This is a genomic window from Priestia sp. JNUCC 25 (assembly GCF_053667915.1).
In genome coordinates this window covers 493,137-514,374 of the sequence record NZ_CM132211.1, presented here as the reverse complement: position 1 = coordinate 514,374, position 21,238 = coordinate 493,137, and the positions used below count along the sequence as shown (strand labels likewise).

At 37.9% G+C, this 21,238-nt stretch carries 17 protein-coding genes; 5 read left to right on the top strand and 12 right to left on the bottom strand.

The window, feature by feature from the left end; all coding sequences use genetic code 11:
• Nucleotides 1-242: 242 nt before the first annotated feature.
• Together JNUCC25_RS02730 and JNUCC25_RS02725 are read left to right on the top strand one after the other, a co-directional pair.
• On the top strand, nucleotides 243-494 hold the full coding sequence (locus JNUCC25_RS02730) for a YhdB family protein (RefSeq protein ID WP_013055267.1): 252 nt from the start codon (nucleotides 243-245) through the stop codon (nucleotides 492-494).
• A gap of 210 nt (nucleotides 495-704) precedes the next feature.
• Nucleotides 705-1,313, top strand: coding sequence for a biotin transporter BioY (locus tag JNUCC25_RS02725; protein WP_013055266.1), 609 nt, complete (start codon nucleotides 705-707; stop codon nucleotides 1,311-1,313).
• Between the two features lie 34 nt (nucleotides 1,314-1,347).
• On the opposite strand, the gene JNUCC25_RS02720 is transcribed toward JNUCC25_RS02725, so the two are convergent.
• The 9 genes from JNUCC25_RS02720 to JNUCC25_RS02680 form a co-directional block, all read right to left on the bottom strand.
• Nucleotides 1,348-3,102: a phospho-sugar mutase gene (locus JNUCC25_RS02720; RefSeq protein WP_029320728.1), complete on the bottom strand. Its 1,755-nt coding sequence runs from the start codon at nucleotides 3,100-3,102 to the stop codon at nucleotides 1,348-1,350.
• Nucleotides 3,103-3,267: 165 nt separating this feature from the next.
• The gene (locus tag JNUCC25_RS02715) at nucleotides 3,268-4,947 is read right to left on the bottom strand and encodes a glycerol-3-phosphate dehydrogenase/oxidase (protein WP_013055264.1); all 1,680 of its coding nucleotides are present in this window, start codon (nucleotides 4,945-4,947) and stop codon (nucleotides 3,268-3,270) included.
• A gap of 187 nt (nucleotides 4,948-5,134) precedes the next feature.
• On the bottom strand, nucleotides 5,135-6,625 hold the full coding sequence (glpK, locus tag JNUCC25_RS02710; RefSeq protein WP_057274975.1) for a glycerol kinase GlpK: 1,491 nt from the start codon (nucleotides 6,623-6,625) through the stop codon (nucleotides 5,135-5,137).
• A 67-nt stretch (nucleotides 6,626-6,692) separates the two neighbouring features.
• On the bottom strand, nucleotides 6,693-7,520 hold the full coding sequence (locus JNUCC25_RS02705) for an MIP/aquaporin family protein (RefSeq protein ID WP_029320725.1): 828 nt from the start codon (nucleotides 7,518-7,520) through the stop codon (nucleotides 6,693-6,695).
• 178 nt (nucleotides 7,521-7,698) lie between these two features.
• Nucleotides 7,699-8,253, bottom strand: a complete 555-nt coding sequence (locus JNUCC25_RS02700) for a glycerol-3-phosphate responsive antiterminator (protein ID WP_013055261.1) — start codon at nucleotides 8,251-8,253, stop codon at nucleotides 7,699-7,701.
• 113 nt (nucleotides 8,254-8,366) lie between these two features.
• Nucleotides 8,367-9,905, bottom strand: coding sequence for a carbon-nitrogen hydrolase family protein (locus JNUCC25_RS02695; RefSeq protein WP_013055260.1), 1,539 nt, complete (start codon nucleotides 9,903-9,905; stop codon nucleotides 8,367-8,369).
• A gap of 123 nt (nucleotides 9,906-10,028) precedes the next feature.
• Entirely contained in the window at nucleotides 10,029-10,799 is a 771-nt protein-coding gene (locus tag JNUCC25_RS02690) for a L,D-transpeptidase (protein ID WP_029320722.1), read from the bottom strand.
• A 189-nt stretch (nucleotides 10,800-10,988) separates the two neighbouring features.
• Entirely contained in the window at nucleotides 10,989-11,783 is a 795-nt protein-coding gene (locus JNUCC25_RS02685) for a SurA N-terminal domain-containing protein (RefSeq protein WP_013055258.1), read from the bottom strand.
• 404 nt (nucleotides 11,784-12,187) lie between these two features.
• Nucleotides 12,188-12,580 (bottom strand): YhcU family protein, encoded by a 393-nt coding sequence (locus JNUCC25_RS02680; RefSeq protein WP_013055257.1) that lies wholly within the window; start codon nucleotides 12,578-12,580, stop codon nucleotides 12,188-12,190.
• Between the two features lie 155 nt (nucleotides 12,581-12,735).
• Between JNUCC25_RS02680 and JNUCC25_RS02675 the strand changes: the two genes are divergently transcribed.
• Nucleotides 12,736-13,647: an RluA family pseudouridine synthase gene (locus JNUCC25_RS02675; RefSeq protein WP_078081443.1), complete on the top strand. Its 912-nt coding sequence runs from the start codon at nucleotides 12,736-12,738 to the stop codon at nucleotides 13,645-13,647.
• 294 nt (nucleotides 13,648-13,941) lie between these two features.
• On the opposite strand, the gene JNUCC25_RS02670 is transcribed toward JNUCC25_RS02675, so the two are convergent.
• Together JNUCC25_RS02670 and JNUCC25_RS02665 are read right to left on the bottom strand one after the other, a co-directional pair.
• Entirely contained in the window at nucleotides 13,942-15,960 is a 2,019-nt protein-coding gene (locus JNUCC25_RS02670; protein WP_061859884.1) for a methyl-accepting chemotaxis protein, read from the bottom strand.
• Between the two features lie 140 nt (nucleotides 15,961-16,100).
• Complete coding sequence (locus tag JNUCC25_RS02665; protein WP_013055254.1) at nucleotides 16,101-16,976, bottom strand: cation diffusion facilitator family transporter; 876 nt, start codon at nucleotides 16,974-16,976, stop codon at nucleotides 16,101-16,103.
• Nucleotides 16,977-17,308: 332 nt separating this feature from the next.
• Between JNUCC25_RS02665 and JNUCC25_RS02660 the strand changes: the two genes are divergently transcribed.
• Nucleotides 17,309-18,265 (top strand): L-lactate dehydrogenase, encoded by a 957-nt coding sequence (locus JNUCC25_RS02660; protein ID WP_013055253.1) that lies wholly within the window; start codon nucleotides 17,309-17,311, stop codon nucleotides 18,263-18,265.
• Nucleotides 18,266-18,327: 62 nt separating this feature from the next.
• Nucleotides 18,328-19,908: a lactate permease LctP family transporter gene (locus JNUCC25_RS02655; protein ID WP_029320712.1), complete on the top strand. Its 1,581-nt coding sequence runs from the start codon at nucleotides 18,328-18,330 to the stop codon at nucleotides 19,906-19,908.
• Nucleotides 19,909-20,005: 97 nt separating this feature from the next.
• Here the strand turns inward: JNUCC25_RS02655 and JNUCC25_RS02650 are convergent, their stop codons facing one another.
• Complete coding sequence (locus JNUCC25_RS02650; protein ID WP_013055251.1) at nucleotides 20,006-20,998, bottom strand: zinc-binding dehydrogenase; 993 nt, start codon at nucleotides 20,996-20,998, stop codon at nucleotides 20,006-20,008.
• Nucleotides 20,999-21,238: the final 240 nt, after the last annotated feature.

Genomic DNA, 21,238 nt, shown 5'->3' with positions numbered 1-21,238 from the left:
ATTTTTTCAAGAAAAGGGGATTTTTATTTAGTTGTCTTAAATAATGGATGTAATATAACTGTTATGCTGCATCATTCTTTGCCTTTCTTATCATTTATCCGGTGCTGTACGTTTATTCTTCTTGCATAATGACTACAACCTCTTTTAATTATGCACTGGTCTTTTGCCCAACATTTACAGCGTAAGAATTCCCGCAAATATCATACACTAATTTCAACTCCTCAAAAGGAGGAACGTTATTAATGGATGTAATTGATTATGATCGAGCTTTGTATTACACACACCGTTCACAATGGGATAACTTATTAATTTTAATGGTTCGAACAGACGACGATTTTCTTTCAAAAAAGATTGAACATTTTTTGCACGCCTACAATTTTGAACGAAACTACCGCATCATTCAAGAAGAGCTTTATTCTTTACTACGCTACATTGATCATGCAACGGAATATTCGGAGCACAACCCGGAGCTTCTGGAAGAATCATTGTACTAGTACTTTTGATACACACACTTGGACAAAGAAGGGATGAATTCCCTTCTTTATTTTTTTATGTTGCACTAAAAATATGCATACTTTATTTCAAAAACCATTAAATAATATATGTAAACATATTTATTTTTACCGTTGACATAAAAGTGAATTCGACGTACAATCTTCAGTACATACGCTAAGATATTTCAGTACATACTGGGAGGAACATATATGAGTACTAAAAGGTTTCGCACATTAGATTTAACGCTAGCCGGTATGTTTGCGGCTCTTATGGCTATTGGTGCAAACATTACTTCTTGGGCACCTTTTTTACAAGTAGGCGGCGTGCCTCTTTCACTTCAGCCTTTTTTTGTTATATTAGCAGGACTTTTACTTGGGAGCCGAATGGGTTCTATTTCGATGATTGTATATGTATTAATTGGCATTGCCGGCGCTCCGGTATTTGCTCAATTTAAAGCAGGAATTGGTATTTTATTTGGAAGCACCGGCGGCTTTTTGCTTTCTTATATTGTAGCAGCATTTATCACAGGCAAAATTATGGAAATGCGCGGCAAGCCAACTTTTTCTATCTTTTTAATTTCATCGCTAGTTGGTATTGCCGTTATTTATTTAATTGGTACTACGTATATGTATGTAGCGGTTAATTACTGGCTTGAAGCTCCTGCAATGACATATGCAGCCGCTTGGAAGATTATGTCGTGGTTTGCGGTAAAGGATCTTATTTTTACTGTTCTTGGGGCTATGCTTGCTCCGAGAATTTATAAAGCCCTACGATCTTCTTCGTATTTGTCAAATACGCAATCAAATAAAGTATCATAAAAGAAGCCTGCTCAAGTTTGAGCAGGCTTTACTTTTATACCGTTTTCACTTTATCTAATACCCGTTCTACTTCACCCATTACAGCTGTTTGTACAGCTTCTAAATGGGCAATGCTCGTTGCTTCATCTTCTGACACGACGCCAAAATAGAACTTCACCTTTGGCTCTGTACCAGACGGACGAAGGCAGAACCAAGAACCGTCTTCTAAGATATATTTTAATACATTTGATTTTGGTAATGTAATTTCTTCTACTTTTCCTGCTTTAATCTGCTGACGCTCGCTTAATGTATAATCCTCTACAACCGAAACATTTAATCCTGCAATGTCAGTAGGAGGTTCATTTCTAAATGTAGCCAAAATATGCTGAATTTGCTCAGATCCTTCTTTTCCTTTAAGCGTTAAAGATTTCAGACCTTCACGATAGAAGCCATATTTAGTAAACACTTGCTGAAGCGCTTCATATAGCGTCATGCCCTGCTTTTTATAATAAGCACAAGCTTCTACTGCTAGAATGGCTGCTTGTACAGCGTCTTTGTCACGAGCAAAGTCACCAATTAAATAGCCGTAGCTTTCTTCATAACCGAATTGGAATGTATACTCGCCCGTTTGCTCATATTGCTTAATTTTTTCACCGATAAATTTAAAACCTGTTAGAGTGTCAACAACTTGCAGTCCAAATGAACGAGCAATTTGTGCGCCGATTTCTGATGTTACAATCGTTTTTAACACAACGCCATTAGCAGGCAGCACGCCTTTTTCTTTCTTTTGAGAAAGCAAATAGTGAAGCAATAAAGCACCCGTTTGGTTTCCTGTTAATAACGCATATTCGCCGCTTGGATCTTTGACAGCAATTCCTAAACGGTCTGCATCTGGATCCGTTGCGATTAAGATATCTGCATCAATTTCTTTTCCTTTACGAACAGCATATTCAAATGCAGCCGGCTCTTCAGGATTCGGAGATTTAACCGTCGAGAAATTTGGATCAGGAAGTTCTTGTTCTTCAATAACCGTGACATTTTCGTAACCGATGGATTGAAGCGCGTTGCGAACTGGCTTATTAGCTGTACCATGTAGAGGTGTAAACACTACCTTTAAGTCTTTACCTGTTTCAGAAGCTAGCTCTGGATTAATTAAAATCGTTTTTAGTTTCTCATTGTATGCTTCGTCAATCGCTGAACCAATCATTTCAATAAGACCTTTTTCTTTTAGCTCCGCTTCAGATTGAACAGCTAATGTAAGTTCATTTTCCACAGCATTTACAAAGCCAACTAGTTCATCAGCTTCTTTTGGCGGCAGCTGACCACCGTCTGGACCATATACTTTGTATCCGTTATATTCAGGAGGATTGTGGCTCGCTGTAATAACAATACCTCCAAATGCGTTTAGCTCACGCACTGCAAATGAAAGTTCAGGTGTTGGTCTTAGCTCTTCAAATACATACGTTTTAATTCCGTGACTTGCTAATGTTTTTGCTGCTTCCATCGCAAATTCAGGCGATTTGTGGCGAGAATCATACGCAATGACTACGCCTTGCTTGATAGCTTCTTCACCAGCTTGTTTAATGTACTCAGCAAAGCCTTCGGAAGCTTTTCGGATTGTATACGTATTCATACGGTTTGTACCCGCTCCAATTTCCCCACGCATTCCGCCTGTTCCAAATTCCAATGTTTTGTAAAAACTATCTTCTAATTGTTTTTCATCACCTTTGATTGCGTCTAAATTTTGACGTAATTCAGGATCTAAATTTGGATGATTAATCCAAGATGTATACGTTTCTTTCCAACTCATAAAAAAAAGCCCCCTTATATAAATGTAAATATGTATGAAAAGAGAAAAACGAGTAATCGTCTTTCTCTTTTTTTAACAGTCATATTATATTTCTTCGTCCAAATTTGACTTCCTGCTATTATATTATGGCTGTATTGACAAATTTTGAGGTACTTTTTTATTTTATCATGAAATACCTGTCATACGGTTAACTTTTTCATCTACTGGTACAACTGCGTCATGAAGGTGCTGTTCTAATTCATCCGTATAAGCTTTTGTTTGCTCAGGCGTCCACTTTAACTCTTCGGCCATATGAGCAATCACTTGTTTTTTCCAGCTTCTTACCCAGTTGATATCAAAGAATAAAGCGCCCGTACGTCTAATGAAGAAGTCCACTGGTTTTGAAACCATTTCTTCTTCTATGCCATATTGAATTTGCAGAAATACACTAGCTGGAAGGTCGCTGTTTTTTAGCTGATCGGGACGTTCAATCATGTAGCGGTATACTTTATCTACGTTTGAACCATAGCGTTTTACAAGCTTTTCAGCAGCGTCACGTGATAACCCTAGTTTGATGCCTTCTTTGACTTTTTGCTCTACAAACGTTGGGAACCCACCTGAACCGCCTACATTACCTCCAGAAATCGGTAAATGTTTAGTTTGACAGCTTTCAAATTCGCGTCCTTCTGCTTTAAAATCTTCAGCTACGCGATTTACGACAATTTCAGCCATTTTACGGTACCCAGTTAATTTCCCTCCAGCGATTGTAATTAAACCTGATTCTGATGTCCAGATTTCATCTTTACGCGAGATTTCAGAAGGATCTTTTCCTTGTTCGTGAATAAGTGGACGAACACCCGCCCAGCTTGATTCTACGTCGTCTACTGTAATATCAACCGTTGGGAACATATAGTTAATCGCATCAATAACATATTGACGGTCTTTTACAGTCATACGCGGATGTCTAGCGTCTTCTTTATAGACCGTGTCTGTTGTGCCCACATATGTTTTTCCATCACGCGGAATTGCAAACACCATACGTCCATCAGGTGTATCAAAATAAATGGCTTGTTTTAATGGAAAGCGCTCTTGATCAATAACTAAGTGAATTCCTTTTGTTAATTGAAGCTGCTTGCCTTTTTTTGAATTATCTTTTTCACGCAGCGTGTCCACCCATGGACCTGCAGCGTTGACGATTTTTTTTGCATAAATATTATATTCTTTATTCGTAAGCTGATCACGAACAACAACCCCTACTACTTTTCCTTTATCGTAGATAAAGTTTTCCACTTTTGTGTAATTGACTAAGTCTGCTCCTCTTGCGGCAGCTTCTTTAGCTACTTCAATCGTTAAACGTGCATCATCTGTTTTATATTCAACGTAGTAACCGCCGCCTTTTAAATCTTTAGATTTCACCAATGGCTCGCGGCTAAGTGTTTCTTCTGCGCTAAACATTTTGCGGCGCTCTGAGCGTTTTACACCAGCTAAAAAATCATATACGCGCAGTCCAATTGAAGTTGAGAATTTACCGAATGTTCCACCCGTATGGAAAGGTAACAGCATCCACTCCGGAGTCGTTACATGAGGCCCATTTTCATATACGATGGCACGTTCTTTACCAACTTCGGCTACCATTTTAACTTCAAACTGTTTTAAATAGCGTAGACCGCCGTGAACAAGCTTCGTTGAACGACTAGATGTTCCTGCTGCGAAATCCTGCATTTCAACTAATGCCGTTTTCATGCCTCGATGAGTCGCATCAAGCGCAATACCTGACCCAGTAATTCCCCCACCAATTACTAGTAAATCATATTGATTTTGTGTCATGTCTACCAATTTATTCGAACGTGTTTGACTTGAAAACATACGTCATTCCCCTTTCAATTTTTAAAGATATCAAATTTTTCCAATATACAAAAAAGAGAGACCACAAATCACATATATAGTATGTCTATATATGGATCTGTGGTCTCTCCGATTCTCCAACCAATTTATTAACTTGATTAAATTATATCATACATGCGCTTTTAATTAAAGTGTTTTCATCAAATAATTACTTAAAAGCCATTGTTGCATGTACGGCTTTTTTCCAGCCGCTATATAATTCTTCACGCTTTTCTTCTTCCATATTTGGTTCGAAAGATTTTTCCATATTCCACTGCTGCGCAATTTCATCGCAATCTTTCCAGTAGCCGACCGCAAGACCCGCTAAATATGCTGCCCCAAGAGCCGTTGTTTCATTCACTTGAGGACGCTCAACCGGAACGTTTAACACATCACTTTGGAACTGCATTAAGAAATTATTCTTAACTGCTCCCCCGTCTACACGCAATGTTTTTAATGTAATTCCAGAATCTGCTTCCATCGCACTTAATACATCTCTTGTTTGATAAGCCAGTGATTCAAGCGTTGCACGGATAAAGTGTTCTTTTTTTGTACCACGAGTCAACCCAAACATCGCTCCCCGTACATCGCTATCCCAATAAGGTGTTCCAAGTCCTACGAAAGCTGGCACAATATATACACCGTCTGTAGACTCTACTCGCGTTGCATAGTTTTCAGTTTCAGCCGCATTTTTAAACATTCTTAAACCGTCGCGAAGCCACTGAATAGCAGATCCTGCTACAAAAATACTGCCTTCAAGCGCATATTCTACCTTACCGTTAATCCCCCATGCTAATGTAGTTAATAAGCCGTGATCGGACTTAACTGCTTTTTCACCCGTATTCATGAGCATAAAGCAGCCTGTTCCATAGGTGTTTTTCGCCATTCCTTTTTCATAGCACGCTTGTCCAAATAAAGCGGCTTGCTGATCCCCTGCTGCTCCAGCAATTGGAATGTTTTTACCAAAGAAATGATAATCTACTGTATGGGCGTATACTTCAGAAGAAGGCTTTACTTCTGGAAGCATTGATTTCGGTACCCCTAAGATATCTAGCAGTTCATCATCCCATTTTAAATCGTAGATATTGAACATAAGCGTGCGGGATGCGTTTGAGTAATCCGTTACATGCGCCTTTCCGCCTGATAGCTTCCAAATTAACCATGTATCAATTGTTCCAAATAACAATTCACCGTTTTCTGCTTTTTCTCGTGCACCTTCTACGTTATCTAAAATCCACTTCACTTTTGTTCCAGAGAAGTATGCATCAATTAATAATCCCGTTTTGTCGCGGAACGTATCGTTTAATCCTTTTGCTTTTAATTCTTCACAAATACCAGACGTTTGTCGAGACTGCCATACAATTGCATTGTACACCGGCTTCCCTGTTGTTTTTTCCCATACTACTGCTGTTTCACGCTGATTGGTAATCCCAATTCCTTCGATTTGATCCGCATGAACACCTGACTCAGATAAACAAGATGCGATAACTGCTAGGATAGAACCCCAAATTTCACTTGCATTATGCTCTACCCAACCTGGTTTTGGAAAGTACTGTGTAAACTCTTTTTGAGCTACATGTACAACTTCACCTTTTTTATTAAATAACATTGCTCGTGAGCTTGTTGTTCCTTGGTCTAAAGATAAAATAAATTTTTCCATATCAATATCCCCTATTCTCTGTATATTGTCGTTTCTTTATTGTACATAGTTAGATGGTAAAGCTCATTCATTTTTTCGGTACTACTGCTGATTGAATCTGTGCTGCCTTTTGTTTAGAAACAGCGTAGATAACTGCTAAAACAATCAGCGCTAGACTTAAAACAACCCATAAGCTGCTTGACATTTTATTTAAAAATGCCGCTTGGTAAAATACTGCCCCGATTGATCCGCCTACTAAAGGACCCACTACTGGCACCCAAGCATATTTCCAGTTCGAGTTGCCTTTGCCAGGTATGGGCAAGATAGCATGAGCAATACGAGGTCCTAAATCACGAGCAGGGTTGATGGCATAGCCTGTTGTTCCTCCTAATGATAAACCAATACTTACGATTAAAAATCCTACTACTAAAGGATTTAATCCATCTGTAAATTTATTTGCTCCAATTGCTAAGATTCCTACTACTAATACAAACGTTCCAATCGCCTCACTTAAAACGTTTGCAAATGGGTTAGCAATTGCTGGCCCCGTTGCGAATACGCCTAATTTTGTACCAGCATCTTTTGTTTCTTTCCAGTGTGGAAGATAGTGTAAATAAACAACTGTTGCACCAAGAATGGCTCCAATAAACTGAGCTAAGATGTACATCGGTACTTGTGACCATGGAAAATCACCTGTAATAGCAAGCGCTACGGTTAACGCTGGATTTAAGTGTGCCCCACTCATATTACCAACCGCATATGCTGCCATCGCTACTGCCATTCCCCATCCCATTGTGATAACGATCCATCCCGAATTAGCAGCAAACGATTTTTTTAAATTGACGCCCGCACATACACCAGCGCCAAGGATAATTAAAATCATTGTTCCAATTATTTCTCCTAAGAATGCTTGCATATAAATAACCTCCCCTTTGTATGAAAACGATTAAAATGACAAGAAAATAAGAAAATCCACAATACATCCCCCTAATAAAATCATTAAAAGGCTATACCGTGGATCTCCTATTCTCCCTCACATCTATTAACTTATCTAGAAGTTTACTAGATGATGAAAGCGTTGTCAAACAGTTTTTTTAAGTTGAAATACTCCACAGTTCTCTATTTGATGTTGTAACAGCAGAAGCCCCGGCTTCTAAAGCATTATGAACTTCTTCTGCCGTTCGTATTAAGCCTCCAGCTAACACCGGAATGCCCGTTTCAGCTTTAACTTCTTGGATTAAAGTGGGCACAATTCCAGGAAGAAGCTCAATATAATCCGGTTTTACTTTCTTCATTAACTCATAGCTTTTCTTCAAAGCTGTGCTGTCCAATAAAAAGACCCGTTGAATGGCATAAATCCCTCTTTGTTTAGCTTTTAAAATAACGTTTGTTCTTGTCGAAATAATTCCCGCAGGCTTAAACTCCTGACACAAAAAATCAACCGCATACTCATCGTGCTTTAAGCCATGAATTAAATCTAAATGAATGATTAGCTTCTTTTCATGCTTATGGACCTCTTTCATAATTCCTTTTAGCATGCCCACTTGATTGTCTAAAAGAACTCCGTACTCATAATTACTTACTAAAAATTTTTCCAATTGCTTCATATCTCGAACAGCGGGTAATACCGATTGTCCATGAAAACTCATGTTTTCCCCTCTTTTCCATGGTTAGTCCACAAAATTCATTGTAATAGTTTTTATTATGGCAAAAGTTGAAATAAAAAACACCATGCATTTGCATGATGTTTTTAGAAACTGCGTTATTTTTTATATTTAATATTGTAAACGTCATGGCGTCGGTCTTTTAATTGACGAACCGTTCCCGATTGACGCTGGCGACGAAGAATTTCTAAATCTACATCTCCAATAACTACCATTTCAATATTAGGATTACATTCTCCTACAATACCGTCTCGTGCAAATTCAAAGTCAGACGGTGCAAAAATAGCAGACTGAGCATACTGAATATCCATGTTTTCTGTTTCAGGCAAGTTTCCAACTGTACCTGCGATAACCGTATAAATTTGGTTTTCGATCGCGCGCGCCTGAGAGCAGTATCTTACGCGCAGATAACCTTGACGGTCTTCCGTACAGAATGGTGTAAAAATAATATTTGCACCTTTATCGGTAGCAATACGGGCAAGCTCCGGAAATTCAATGTCATAGCAAATTTGGATCGCAATTTTACCGCAATCTGTATCAAACACTTCAACTTTATCTCCTGGGCTAATTCCCCACCATTTTCTTTCATTAGGTGTAATATGCACTTTGTACTGCTTTTCAATTGTTCCATCTCGGCGGAATAGATAGGCAATATTAAAGATATCTCCATTATCTTCTTCGACAAAGTGGGATCCTCCAATAATATTTACGTTATATTTAACCGCTAAGTTAGTAAATAGCTCAATGTACTCTTCCGTATATTCTGCTACGCGCTGAACCGCTTTGCTTGGGATCTTTTCATTCAAGAAAGACATTAGCTGAGTTGTGAAAATTTCCGGGAATACGCAGAAGTCGGCTTTTGCATCATAAGCAACATCTGTATAATATTCTACCTGTGTTGCAAACTCTTCAAATGAATTGATCTGTTTCATCATATACTGAACAACACAAATACGCACTGGGAATGATGTTTTAAAATGGCGTTTTGAACGGCGAACGTAATCTACGTTGTTCCATTCCATCAACGTTGCATACTTATTAGAAGCTAGATCATCCGGAAGATAACCAGGGTTTATACGCATAAGCGTAAATCCGTTCATTAGCTGAAAAGATAGCACTGGATCATAAATTTTATGATGAATAACTTGCTCTACATATTCTCTAGGCGACATTTCAGCTGAATGCTTATGGTAATTAGGAATTCTTCCTCCAATGATGATACTTTTCAGGTTCAATTCACGTGCTAAATCTTTACGCGCTTCATATAAGCGGCGTCCTATTTTCATGCCGCGATACTTTGGATGAACCATTACTTCAATTCCATACAGATTGTAGCCTTCCGGGTTATGATTTGTAATGTATCCTTCGTCTGTAATATCGTCCCACGTATGCTGATCATCGTACTCATCAAAGTTCACAATCAAGCTTGAACAAGATCCGATAATTTCCCCGTCGTACTCTGCACATATTTGTCCTTCTGGAAAAATGGCCAGGTGACTTTCAAGCTGTTCTTTTTTCCACGGATCCATTCCCGGGAATGATAGCTTTTGAAGTGCTAAAATTTCATCTATATCGTCCGGTTTGATGTTACGAATAATCATTTTTTTCTCGAATTTTGATAAATCTATTGTAGACATACGCTCAAACAACCCTTTCTCTCTCTTCATTAGGCAATTAGTTTCCCTGTTTTTTATTATAATAAACATTATTAAAAATTCAAAAAATACCGTTCATATAGTCAGCTATATGAACGGTATTTTCTATTTGCAAATATCTAATTTTATGGATGTTTTTTTATTAGGATAATTTTCAATAAATCCTGGCCCTAAAGAGACTTTAATGCCATCTATTTTATATACATTATAGCGTTCACCGCGATTTAACGTACGAATCTTTACCCATTTTCCTTTTTCTTCCTTCAATAAAATCATCGGTGATTGAATCGTTACAAAACCAATTTGGCCTTTTGAGAGCTTTTTCGTTTTACAAAGATTCTGGGCGACTGAAGCACTGCTTACTTTGTATTTGTTTTTAACAGCGATTGAATCAAAACTTTGAGAATGGAATTGACCAATAACCACTTTTGTACCGGTTTGAACACGGTCAAACAGCCAGCGTACCTCTTCATCATACATACGAATGCACCCAGAACTTGCGTAAGTCCCGATAGAACTTGGATTATTATTTCCATGAATAGCATACGTCGTTCCATATGTTCCGCGCGCATTTAATCCTAGCCAGCGATCACCTAGCGGATTCCTAGGATCTCCTCCCCGAATGTTGTCTTTATAATAAGGCCGGTTTTTAATTTTATTCACAATGCTAAAGGTACCCTCTGGTGTATAACTCATCTGCCTCCCCGTCGCAACTTTGAACGTCCTTACTAATTTTCCTCTATCATAAAAAGCAAGGGTGTTAGTAGATTTGTTAATAATAATAAGTTGATTTGACGCCGCAGACGCATTGCCTGTCAGACCCATCCCCGCGAGTAAAAAAACAAGCCCAACAAAAAAAACAGCCACCTTTTTCATTTATCGACTCCCCCAATTTCTCTTATATCTATATAAGAAAAGTATAGGATGAAAGGCAAACCATCAGAACACTTTTTACCTTATAAGTCAAAATACAATAAAATCTTTCACGCACCCCTTTTTACTGACAAGAAACAATAAATGTACATAACAAAAAAACGGCCCTTTAAAGAGCCGTTTCATTTGTATTTAAAGCTTCACTTCAACTTTTGCATTTTTCTTAAGTTCTTCAACTTTTTTCTCCAATGCTTCTTGTTTCTTTTGTTGTTCAAGCTGCTGCTTAATTTGTGGCTTTACGTCTTCAAGCTTTGGCATTTGAGATTGTTCTTTACCGCCGCTTGCTTGACTTTGGCTTTGTTTTGCAAATTGATCGTAATAATCTTGAATTTCTTTATCTGTTACTTCTGGTGTTTGGATGTCTTTATCTACGTACTGCTGATATTTAATGCTGTCAGCCAGCTCAGACTTTAATTGTGATTGAGTTAGTCCTGCATCTTTTAAAGCCGCTTTAAACTGTTTATCTGTTTTGAACTGCTTTTTCGTTTCTTTTAACTTTTTATTTACTTCTTCATCAGTTGCTTTATAGCCTTTGTTTTCAGCTTCTTGCAATAGCAGCGTTTGACCCACTAAATTGTCAATTGTTTGCTGCTTTACTTGTTTAGCTGCTTCTTTAGATGTTGGGTCTTGTCCCATTTGTTGATATTGGGCTTGTGATGAAGATAATGCAGCATTATATTCTTCACCAGAAACTTTTTTACCGTTTACAACCGCTACGGTTTTCTTCTCATCTACTTTTTGTTTATCTAATTTCTTCTGCATTTCTTTTGCTTGCTTTTCCTGCTTTTCCTGAGCCTCTTTTTGCTTCTCAGTTTGTGCAGTTTTCTGATCATCACTTTTTGATTGCTTTGCATCATCGTTTGAACCGCATGCTGTTAAAGCTGCAGCAATTAACCCAATGAGCAATGTATACATCAGTTTTTTCATGATTAATCTCCTTTCATAATCCCAAACGATTATTAGCTATTCGAAAAAATCATCTAGGGGGCATTGTATATGATATAGGCGTAAAAAGAAACCATTTAGGCTAATTTTAAACATATGTAATAAGATTGAAACGTTTTGTAATCTTATGAAAGATAAATGCTCTTCTTTATACGGCCTGTCTAATCATAACATTATTTAGTATGATTTACATAATTTACAGTTCGTTATACATCTGTATTATTTCAATTTATTTGTTATATGAAAAACGATAGTATTTGATTTCATATTTCTATAAGAACTTTATACGAGCTTAACGATATCACAAGTTCTTTTTTTATCCAATTGAAAGCCGAAATTCATAAAAAAAAAAGAAAAAAGCATGGGATAATCATGCTTTTTTCTTTTCAATTTATGTATGAATTATAAAACGATTCATACGAATACGTAATCAAATTGTTTTCTTTTGCAAAACACTCAATGGAAACAGGAAATAAGAACCCGTATTTTTTTAAAATTGAAATATTTTTTTCGAATTGCTCGCAGTCGCTTTCTTCAATCGGCCGATGTTGAATCGCTTCAATCACGGCAATTATTGTCTGAAGGCTACTAATGACTTGCAATGCTTCATCGAGTAAGCCATTATATAAATGGTCTGTACAATAATCTGGGTTTAATAATTCATCAGGATTAAGCTTATCTACAGATACATACCGAGGTAACAAGTCATAGCGAAGCTGTTCAGTCAACTCTTCTATGTAATTCTCCATTTCTGGCGGAGCTGCTTGGGCAATTTTCATGGTTACCCCCCCTTTTTTCTCTTAACTTATGTCTCTTTATTTAGCATAACATAAACATAAAACGAGAACTTCAGGTAGTTATTTCCTCCTAATTATTTACAAGTTCTTTTAAAAGATTAAAGGATATTTACTAGTATGTAAGGAAGGGATTAAATATGAGTATACACGGCCAATGGCTAGAAGATAAAATCGCAAAAAATGATGCAGGGCAAACAATTGAAGATTATTTAAAAACGAAATGGCGTATTCCTAAAAAAACGTTGCATCAGTTTCGGATGAATAAAAATGTCCTTATAAACGGTGAGCCTTTACCATGGAGAAACACGCTTAAGGAACATGATAAAATGTCACTCCCTTTTTTTGAAGCAGAGCCTAATGAAATAACACCTTACAATGTTGATATAGAGATTTTGTTTGAAGATGAGCACGTACTAATCGTAAACAAACCAATAAACCTAGATACTCATCCTTCATCAGAGCAAGACCAAAAAACTCTTTTAAATGCTGTAGCTGCTTATTTTCAAAAAATAGGCCTCAAAACAAAGCCTAGACACGTTCACCGTTTGGACAGCGATACATCAGGTGCTATCTTATTCACGAAGCATTTTGTAGCAAGCTCTGTGTTTGATCAGCTGCTGGCTGAACGTAAAATTAATCGGACTTATATTGCCCTCGTCCAAGGAATCATAAAAAAAGAGGACGGCATCATCAATGAACCCGTTGGACGCGATCGTCATCACGCTACAAGAAGAAGAGTATCTAGAACGGGACAAGCTGCCAAAACACGTTATCGGGTGTTAAAACGAAATACGGCAAAAAACGAAACGCTTATTGAACTTTCGCTCGAAACCGGACGCACTCACCAAATTCGTGTTCATATGAGTCACATCGGCTATCCATTACTTGGCGATACGCTTTATGGAGGAAAGAGATTAAAAGAGCAGCAGCAAGCTTTACATGCCATTAAGCTTTCTTTTATACACCCGTTTACACATCAGCGTGTGTCAGCTGTTGCACATCCAACTCAGCAAGTCTTTTTGCCTTACAGCAAGTTGTTTTCCTATTAAACATAAAAGAGAGATTAAGACACAACCAGCTAAAGGCAAACAAATAGGAGAAATATGCTCATATGGATCGCTTGAGACACCGCTGCTGATTTCCGTGCAAGACTTCGCTTTCCGCGGGCGGCCGGAGTCTTCGTCTTGCCCTCCAATCACCAGCTAGAAGCAGCAACATACATGAAACCTGCGTTCACCATATCAATAAAAAAATCCGAACGAGTTGAATTCTTTATCAAGAATCTCAATTCACCGTTCGGATTTTCCTTTAACTAAAATACTTTTGTCCTAGCCTCTTTTTTTCTATTGAATTTTAAATTGACGAATCAAGTTAGCTAATTCTTCACTAATCTCTTGCAGATGTTCAGCTGATTGAGAAACAGTAGAAATAGCTCTAATTTGTTCTTCTGTAGAAGCGGTAATTTCTTCAGTTCCCGCTGCTGATTGCTGTGCAATAGCTGCTATGCTTTGAATTGCCGCTACCACGTCTTCCTTATGCTCATCGATACTGTCCATGCTGCTTGTCACATGTTCGACAGCCGCTGCTACTTGTTCAATCGTAGTTGCAATTTCATGAAAAGCTCGTTCTGTATCTCCTACCACAAAGTCTTGAGACTTTGAAAGCTCTTCTGTACGGTTGCATTCTTCACGCGCAGCAGCGACTTCCCCTTGAATCGCTCCGATCGTATGGCGAACTTGTTCAGTGGCCTGAGAGGACTGTTCAGCAAGTTTCCGCACTTCTTCAGCTACTACCGCAAATCCTTTGCCATGTTCTCCTGCACGAGCTGCTTCAATACTAGCATTTAATGCAAGTAAATTTGTCTGATCTGAAATACTATTAATCGTGAAAATAATAGATTCAATTTTTTTCATCTTATTTGTTAATTCTTCCATTACAGCTTGAACAGCGTGAATCGTTTGAGACGATTCAGTGGTTTGGTTGCGAAGGAGCTGCATCTGTTTTAAACCTTTTTCATTGATGCTTACAGCTTCAATCGTCATTTTATTAATCTGTGCGTTTTGTTCAATGACTTCTTCAATTTGCGAAGATAAACTCATCGTTTTATGATTAGTAGAGTCAGCATCCGAAGCTTGCTGCGTGGCACCGCTCGCAATCTCATGGATAGCCCGGCCAATTTCCTCACTGGATGCAGTTGCTTCTTCAGATACGGCGCTCAAGTCTTCAACAGACGTTTTCACTGTCTCAACAGACGTCTGAACCGTGCCGATCAATGTTTTCATTTTGGCTACCATATCATTAAATAAATGAGTAAGCTCACCAATTTCATCTTTTGACTTCGTCTTCACCTGAACCGTTAAATCGCCAGCTGTTACTTTGGCTACTTCATTTTTCAAGCGACGAATCGGATTAGTAATGATTCTTGAGAAAAAGATGGTCAACACCACTGATAATAAGATGCCAATTAACGCAATCCAGACAATAACAGTCAGTAAATGATGAGCGCTTGAGAGCATTTCATTATAAATAAAGGCATTTCCTATCTTCCAATTCGTCCCTTCGAGAGTATCATATGCCATCACTCTCTCTTCACCTTGAAAGGTATACTTCATGAAATCTCTATTCCGGTCTGCTTCGTACATTTTTTTCATAAATGGCTGATTCATTAAATTTTTCCCAGCTTCTGTTGGATGAACGAGCGCTGTGCCATTTTGATCAAATAAAAATGCATACCCACCGTGATTTACTTCTGCTTTACCTACAATGTTTTTTAATGCATCTAAGTCTAAATCAGTAGCTATAACGCCCAGCACATTTTTAGTATCTGGATCTAAAATAGCCTTTGCAATTGTCACGACCGTCTTTTTTGTTGCTGCATCTTCATATGGATCCGTATAAATAACCTCTTCAGGTGATTCTACTGCTTGTTTGTACCATACCCTTGAAGTCGGATCATAGTTTGAACCAAACTCTTGTTTAGGAACAGAATACATTCCTTTATTTTTAGTGCCTATGTATTCAAGTGCTAGGTTTGGATACTTTTCTTTAAACTGTGTAAACTCTTTTTGAACTGTGTTCCATGTAAAATACGGATTTTTCTCTTGGTTTGTTTGATCTCCTTCCTGCTTAACAAAATTAACAATTACATCGTTTTCACTATACGTCAGCAAAGAACGACTATACATGTCTAAGTACGTATGAATCGTTTCTTTTAACTCTTTCACTTGACTTTGAGACTGTACTTCTACATCTTTTTCTATTTGCGTTTTGGTAAATTGATAAACAGCCCCTGAAACAACTAATAATAAAATAGCTATAAAAATACTAAAAAATACTACGAGCTTTGCACTTAACCTCTTCATTCCCTCACCCTTCTACAAAAATCTTTATATTACTAATAACGGCTTTTCATTTTCATTTTTGAAGAAGTTTTTGTGATTTATTTCAAATTCCCGCAAAATAAAACCAGCGCATCCTTTCATAACGAAAGAACGTGCTGGTCTTATTTTTGCTTTTCGTATGCATCAGGTTCAATATGAACAAGCGTATCTTTAATTTGATGCTCATCGTTCATCATATGTTCAATTTGATCAGCAATTTCATGGCTTTTGATAACATTTAAATGGGGATCTACTTTAACAGTTACATCAATCACGACTTGATTACCAAGCTTGCGCGCTTTCACATCTTCTACTTCTTTTACACCTTCTACAAGCTCGATGCTTTCTTTGTAGTGCCCTAACTTCTCTTCGTCGAATCCGTCTGTTAAGGAATGAGCCGCTTCTTTAAAAATCTCGATGGCTGTTTTACAAATAATAATTCCCACAGCAAAAGCAGCTACCACGTCCAGCCAGGGCAGGCCGAACTGTGAGCCGAAAATTCCCACAACAGCCCCTATACTCACAAGTGCATCGGACAAATTATCTTTAGCAACCGCATATAAGGACTGGCTATCAAGTTTTTTAGCAAGCTTAATATTATATCGGTAGACACCACCCATAACAGCAGCCGCTCCAAGACCTACCCAAGCAGCCAGTAAATTAGGCGCTTCAGATTTGTCCATAAATAATGACTGACCCGCATCGACCAATACTTCTAGTCCGATGACCATCATGATAAAAGAAGCAATAAGTGAAGAGATATGTTCCGCTCTGGAATGTCCATAGGGATGATCATTATCACGAGGTTTTTTAGAGATTTTTAAGCCGACTAAGACGGCAATTGATGCAATAATATCTGTAACATTATTAAGACCGTCGGCTTTTAATGCAGAGGAAGCGGTGACACCCGCAATGATAAGTTTACATGCTGATAAAAAGATATATGATAAGATACTAACCCAAGCACCTTTTTGGGCTTGCTCATAGTAGTTCTCCATCCTTTCCACTCCTTTATTCAAAATAAGCAAACTTAGTGTAACAAATGGATTTCGTGTGGGTCTATAGAAACATTATTGGCTGCTAACATACAAATAGAGAATGTTAAACTCTTTAGCTTTCTGCAAAACAAGTTGCCTTTACTCAACACTTTAAACGTTTAAGATCTTTCTAAATGTGGCACTTCATGTAGAAGGACATTTTTTTAAATCACCCTGTAAAATTGTTTACTATTTTTTAAAGGGTGTGATTTTTATCACAGCTGAAGCTATTTATTCTTGTTACACTAACATTGTGAAAAACATCACAAAATAAAATTCAAAGGATGATACAAATGAAAACACAATTTACACCAAAAACACGAAAAGTTGCCGTTATCGGAACTGGTTTTGTTGGCTCAAGCTACGCTTTTTCAATGGTGAATCAAGGTATTGCCAATGAATTAGTGTTAATCGATATGAACAAAGAAAAAGCAGAAGGTGAAGCACGTGATATCAATCATGGAATGCCATTTGCCACACCGATGAAAATCTGGGCTGGAGATTATAAAGACTGTGCTGACGCTGATTTAGCAGTTATTACAGCGGGCGCTAATCAAGCTCCAGGGGAAACACGCTTAGATCTAGTTGAAAAAAACGTTAAAATTTTCGAATGCATTGTAAAAGATATTATGAACAGCGGATTTGACGGCATCATTTTAGTGGCAACAAATCCAGTTGATATTCTCGCACACGTTACACAAAAAGTATCAGGATTACCAAACGAACGGGTAATTGGTTCAGGAACGATTCTTGACACAGCTCGCTTCCGCTACTTGTTAAGCGACTATTTCGAAGTAGATTCTCGCAACGTCCACGCTTATATTATGGGGGAACATGGAGATACGGAATTTCCTGTTTGGAGCCACGCGCAAATTGGCGGTGTGAAGCTCGAACATTTTATCAATACTGCCGCTATTGAAAAAGAACCGGATATGCAGCATCTATTCGAACAAACCCGCGATGCGGCTTACCATATTATTAATCGAAAAGGAGCGACTTATTACGGAATTGCAATGGGGCTTGTACGCATTACCAAGGCTATTTTAGATGATGAAAACTCTATTTTAACAGTATCTGCTTTATTAGAAGGACAATACGGTATTTCTGATGTGTATATCGGCGTACCAGCTATCATTAATAAAAACGGCGTGCGTCAAATTATTGAATTGAATTTAACTCCTCACGAACAGCAGCAGCTCGAGCACTCTGCTAGCATTCTTAAACAAACTCGCGACAGAGCTTTTGTGTAACATCTAAAGATTTTTGCGGGGGACTCCCCCGCTACCTTGTTTTAAATATGTAGTAGAGGTGTATGAATATGACGTGGACTCAGGTATATAATCCGTTAGATAATATTTGGCTTTCTGCACTAATTGCACTCATTCCCATTATCTTTTTCTTTATTGCTTTAACTCTTTTGAAATTAAAAGGACACATTGCTGCCGGTGTTACGGTGCTTCTTTCTATGATTATTGCTATTTATTTTTATGATATGCCTGCCTCAATGGTTTTAGGAGCCACAGGCTATGGGTTTCTGTATGCACTTTGGCCCATCAGCTATATTATTATCGGAGCAGTGTTCTTATATAAGCTAACTGTCAAAAGCGGACAGTTTACTACCATCAGACAATCTATTATTTCAATAACCGATGACCCCCGCTTGCAAATGCTGCTTGTTGCTTTTTCTTTTAATGCTTTTTTAGAAGGGGCAGCGGGATTTGGAGCTCCAATTGCCATTACAGCAGCGCTTCTAGTTGGACTTGGGTTCAAACCGTTAAAAGCAGCGGCGCTATGTTTAATTGCTAATACAGCTTCAGGAGCGTTTGGCGCCATGGGGATTCCTGTCATTGTTGCAGGACAAGTATCTGGCATAGATCCAAAAGAAATTGCTCATTTTCTTGGCACGCAGCTTCCGATTATTTCTTTTCTTATCCCTTTTTTACTTGTCTTTATTATGGATGGGATAAAAGGATTAAAAGACGTATGGAAAGCAACGAGCATCACAGCCGTTTCCTATGCACTGACACAGTATTTAACTGTTACATACATCGGCCCTGAACTTCCAAATATCACATCTTCTATTGTGAGTTTGCTTGCTCTTGCTTTTTATATTAAACGAACAAGCCCGGCAGCAGCTAAAAGCTTCAGCCTGTCACCAAAACAGATTTTAAAAGCTTGGTCTCCTTTTATTCTATTAACGATACTCGTTACGGCTTGGAGCATTTCTTTTGTCAAAACGATGCTTGAACATATGAACCTGCTTATTAACGTCCCATTTTTACACAATCACGTAATTAAAGCAGCACCTTTAGTAAAAGATCCTACGCCTTACGCTGCTGTCTTAAAAATAGACGTATTTGCAGCAACAGGTACAGCAATTCTTATTGCTTGTATCCTTTCAGTTTTCTTGCTTAACGTATCGCCAAAAGTGGCATGGACCACTCTTTTAGAAACCGTAAAAGAATTATCAAGACCTATTATTACTATTATGATGGTCATTGCTTTTGCTTTTATTTCAAATTATTCAGGACAGTCTTCTACACTTGGATTAGCGCTCGCTACATCAGCTGCTTATTTTCCATTTTTATCTCCATTTCTTGGCTGGATCGGCGTATTTCTAACGGGGTCTGTCGTATCAAATAATGCGCTGTTCGGCAACTTGCAGCTAACTACAGCTCAGCAAATTAATGTTTTGCCAATTATTCTTGTAGCGGCCAATACTGCCGGCGGAGTGATGGCTAAAATGCTTTCTCCTCAATCAATTGCCGTCGCTGCCGGAGCAGTGGGACTGGCTGGAAAAGAAAGTGAACTGTTCAAATACACGCTCAAATACAGCATGGGATTTTTGATACTAGGGGGATTTGTTACCTTTTTGTTAGCTTGGTGGTTATGATAAAAAACTGCTAAAAATCCTGTTATTACCTTGTTTCTTTCATTTAAACAAACGTTTGATTATATAAAAAGGTCCCCAGTTAGCGCTGGGGACCTTTTTATTCTGAAATAAGTAAACCTATATTGCCAAATTGTTTTCCTTTATCTAATCGTTCGCAAGCTGCAACTGCCTCTGACAACGGATAGAATCGATCGACGATTGGTTTAATTTGATGTTTCTCTATAAAATCCATCATGTCCACAAATTCTTCCTGACTTCCCATAGACGTGCCAAGTATATTGAATTGAGGATAAAAAATAGTTCTTAGAGGCAATTCAACTTCATTTCCAGAACTCGCCCCAAAATTAACAATTCTTCCATTTGGCTTTAATATTTCAAAATAAGTAGGAAATAAAGCTGCCCCCACACTATCAAGTATGATATCTACTTTTCTATTGTTGATTTCTTCTTTTAGACTGCTTCCGCTATCTAAAGCATAATCCGCTCCATGCTTTAGAGCTTGCTTTCTTTTTTCATCACTTCTAGAAGTGACTGTTACGTTAGCTCCGATAGCTTTTGCGAATAACAATCCATAGGTCGCGACTCCGCTTCCTATACCGGGAATAAGGAGGTGCTCTCCTTTTTTTAACTGCCCTTTTGTAAATAGAGCTCTATAGGCAGTTAAAGCGGATAATGAAAGAACCCCCGCCTGTTTCCAAGATAGATAAGATGGCTTTTGCACAACATTATCCGCTTTTATGATTACATACTCTGCAAATGTTCCATTCGATGGACCACCTAAAATTTTAGGTGTAAACGGAATGTCCTCTACACGATCCCACTCCAGACTTGGATTAATGATCACTTCTATTCCAGTTTTTAAACCTTTTACGCCTTCTCCCACTTCTTCTATAATACCTGCACCGTCTGAACCGGGAATAAACGGCTTATCTCCTTTACCTCGATTTTTCATAACGAACAAGTCTCTCCGGTTTAAACCTGCTGTTTTTAACCTTATTTTTATTTCTCCTCTTTGAGGTTGCATCTCCTGAAGATCTCTGTAATTCATGCCTGCTATTCCACTTTTTTCACTATGTATAATGCCTTTCATCATTTCCCCTCCTCTTAATCTACCCTACTAAAAAGCTGAAAATGGTAAAAGAAATATGCCTAAAAAAGGAAAAAAACAGTTTTCATATTCACTTTTTCACCGTTTTATCTTTATTTTTCTGTATCGTAAAGGTATTAAGCTTCTTTTATTACAGTTTTGTTACAAACAATATTTTTGTAACAAAAAGATTAAAAAGTAGAAAGAAACGCCTGAAAACGTTGATAAATCAACATTTAACTG

Coding starts and splice junctions, on each gene's coding strand:
- JNUCC25_RS02675 (WP_078081443.1), top strand. CDS start 12,736: ATGAGTATACACGGCCAATGGCTAGAAGATAAAATCGCAAAAAATGAT.
- JNUCC25_RS02700 (WP_013055261.1), bottom strand. CDS start 8,253: ATGAGTTTTCATGGACAATCGGTATTACCCGCTGTTCGAGATATGAAG.
- JNUCC25_RS02720 (WP_029320728.1), bottom strand. CDS start 3,102: ATGAGTTGGAAAGAAACGTATACATCTTGGATTAATCATCCAAATTTA.
- JNUCC25_RS02730 (WP_013055267.1), top strand. CDS start 243: ATGGATGTAATTGATTATGATCGAGCTTTGTATTACACACACCGTTCA.
- JNUCC25_RS02715 (WP_013055264.1), bottom strand. CDS start 4,947: ATGTTTTCAAGTCAAACACGTTCGAATAAATTGGTAGACATGACACAA.
- JNUCC25_RS02705 (WP_029320725.1), bottom strand. CDS start 7,520: ATGCAAGCATTCTTAGGAGAAATAATTGGAACAATGATTTTAATTATC.
- JNUCC25_RS02655 (WP_029320712.1), top strand. CDS start 18,328: ATGAATATGACGTGGACTCAGGTATATAATCCGTTAGATAATATTTGG.
- JNUCC25_RS02670 (WP_061859884.1), bottom strand. CDS start 15,960: ATGAAGAGGTTAAGTGCAAAGCTCGTAGTATTTTTTAGTATTTTTATA.
- glpK (WP_057274975.1), bottom strand. CDS start 6,625: ATGGAAAAATTTATTTTATCTTTAGACCAAGGAACAACAAGCTCACGA.
- JNUCC25_RS02665 (WP_013055254.1), bottom strand. CDS start 16,976: ATGGAGAACTACTATGAGCAAGCCCAAAAAGGTGCTTGGGTTAGTATC.
- JNUCC25_RS02725 (WP_013055266.1), top strand. CDS start 705: ATGAGTACTAAAAGGTTTCGCACATTAGATTTAACGCTAGCCGGTATG.
- JNUCC25_RS02695 (WP_013055260.1), bottom strand. CDS start 9,905: ATGTCTACAATAGATTTATCAAAATTCGAGAAAAAAATGATTATTCGT.
- JNUCC25_RS02650 (WP_013055251.1), bottom strand. CDS start 20,998: ATGAAAGGCATTATACATAGTGAAAAAAGTGGAATAGCAGGCATGAAT.
- JNUCC25_RS02685 (WP_013055258.1), bottom strand. CDS start 11,783: ATGAAAAAACTGATGTATACATTGCTCATTGGGTTAATTGCTGCAGCT.
- JNUCC25_RS02660 (WP_013055253.1), top strand. CDS start 17,309: ATGAAAACACAATTTACACCAAAAACACGAAAAGTTGCCGTTATCGGA.
- JNUCC25_RS02690 (WP_029320722.1), bottom strand. CDS start 10,799: ATGAAAAAGGTGGCTGTTTTTTTTGTTGGGCTTGTTTTTTTACTCGCG.
- JNUCC25_RS02680 (WP_013055257.1), bottom strand. CDS start 12,580: ATGAAAATTGCCCAAGCAGCTCCGCCAGAAATGGAGAATTACATAGAA.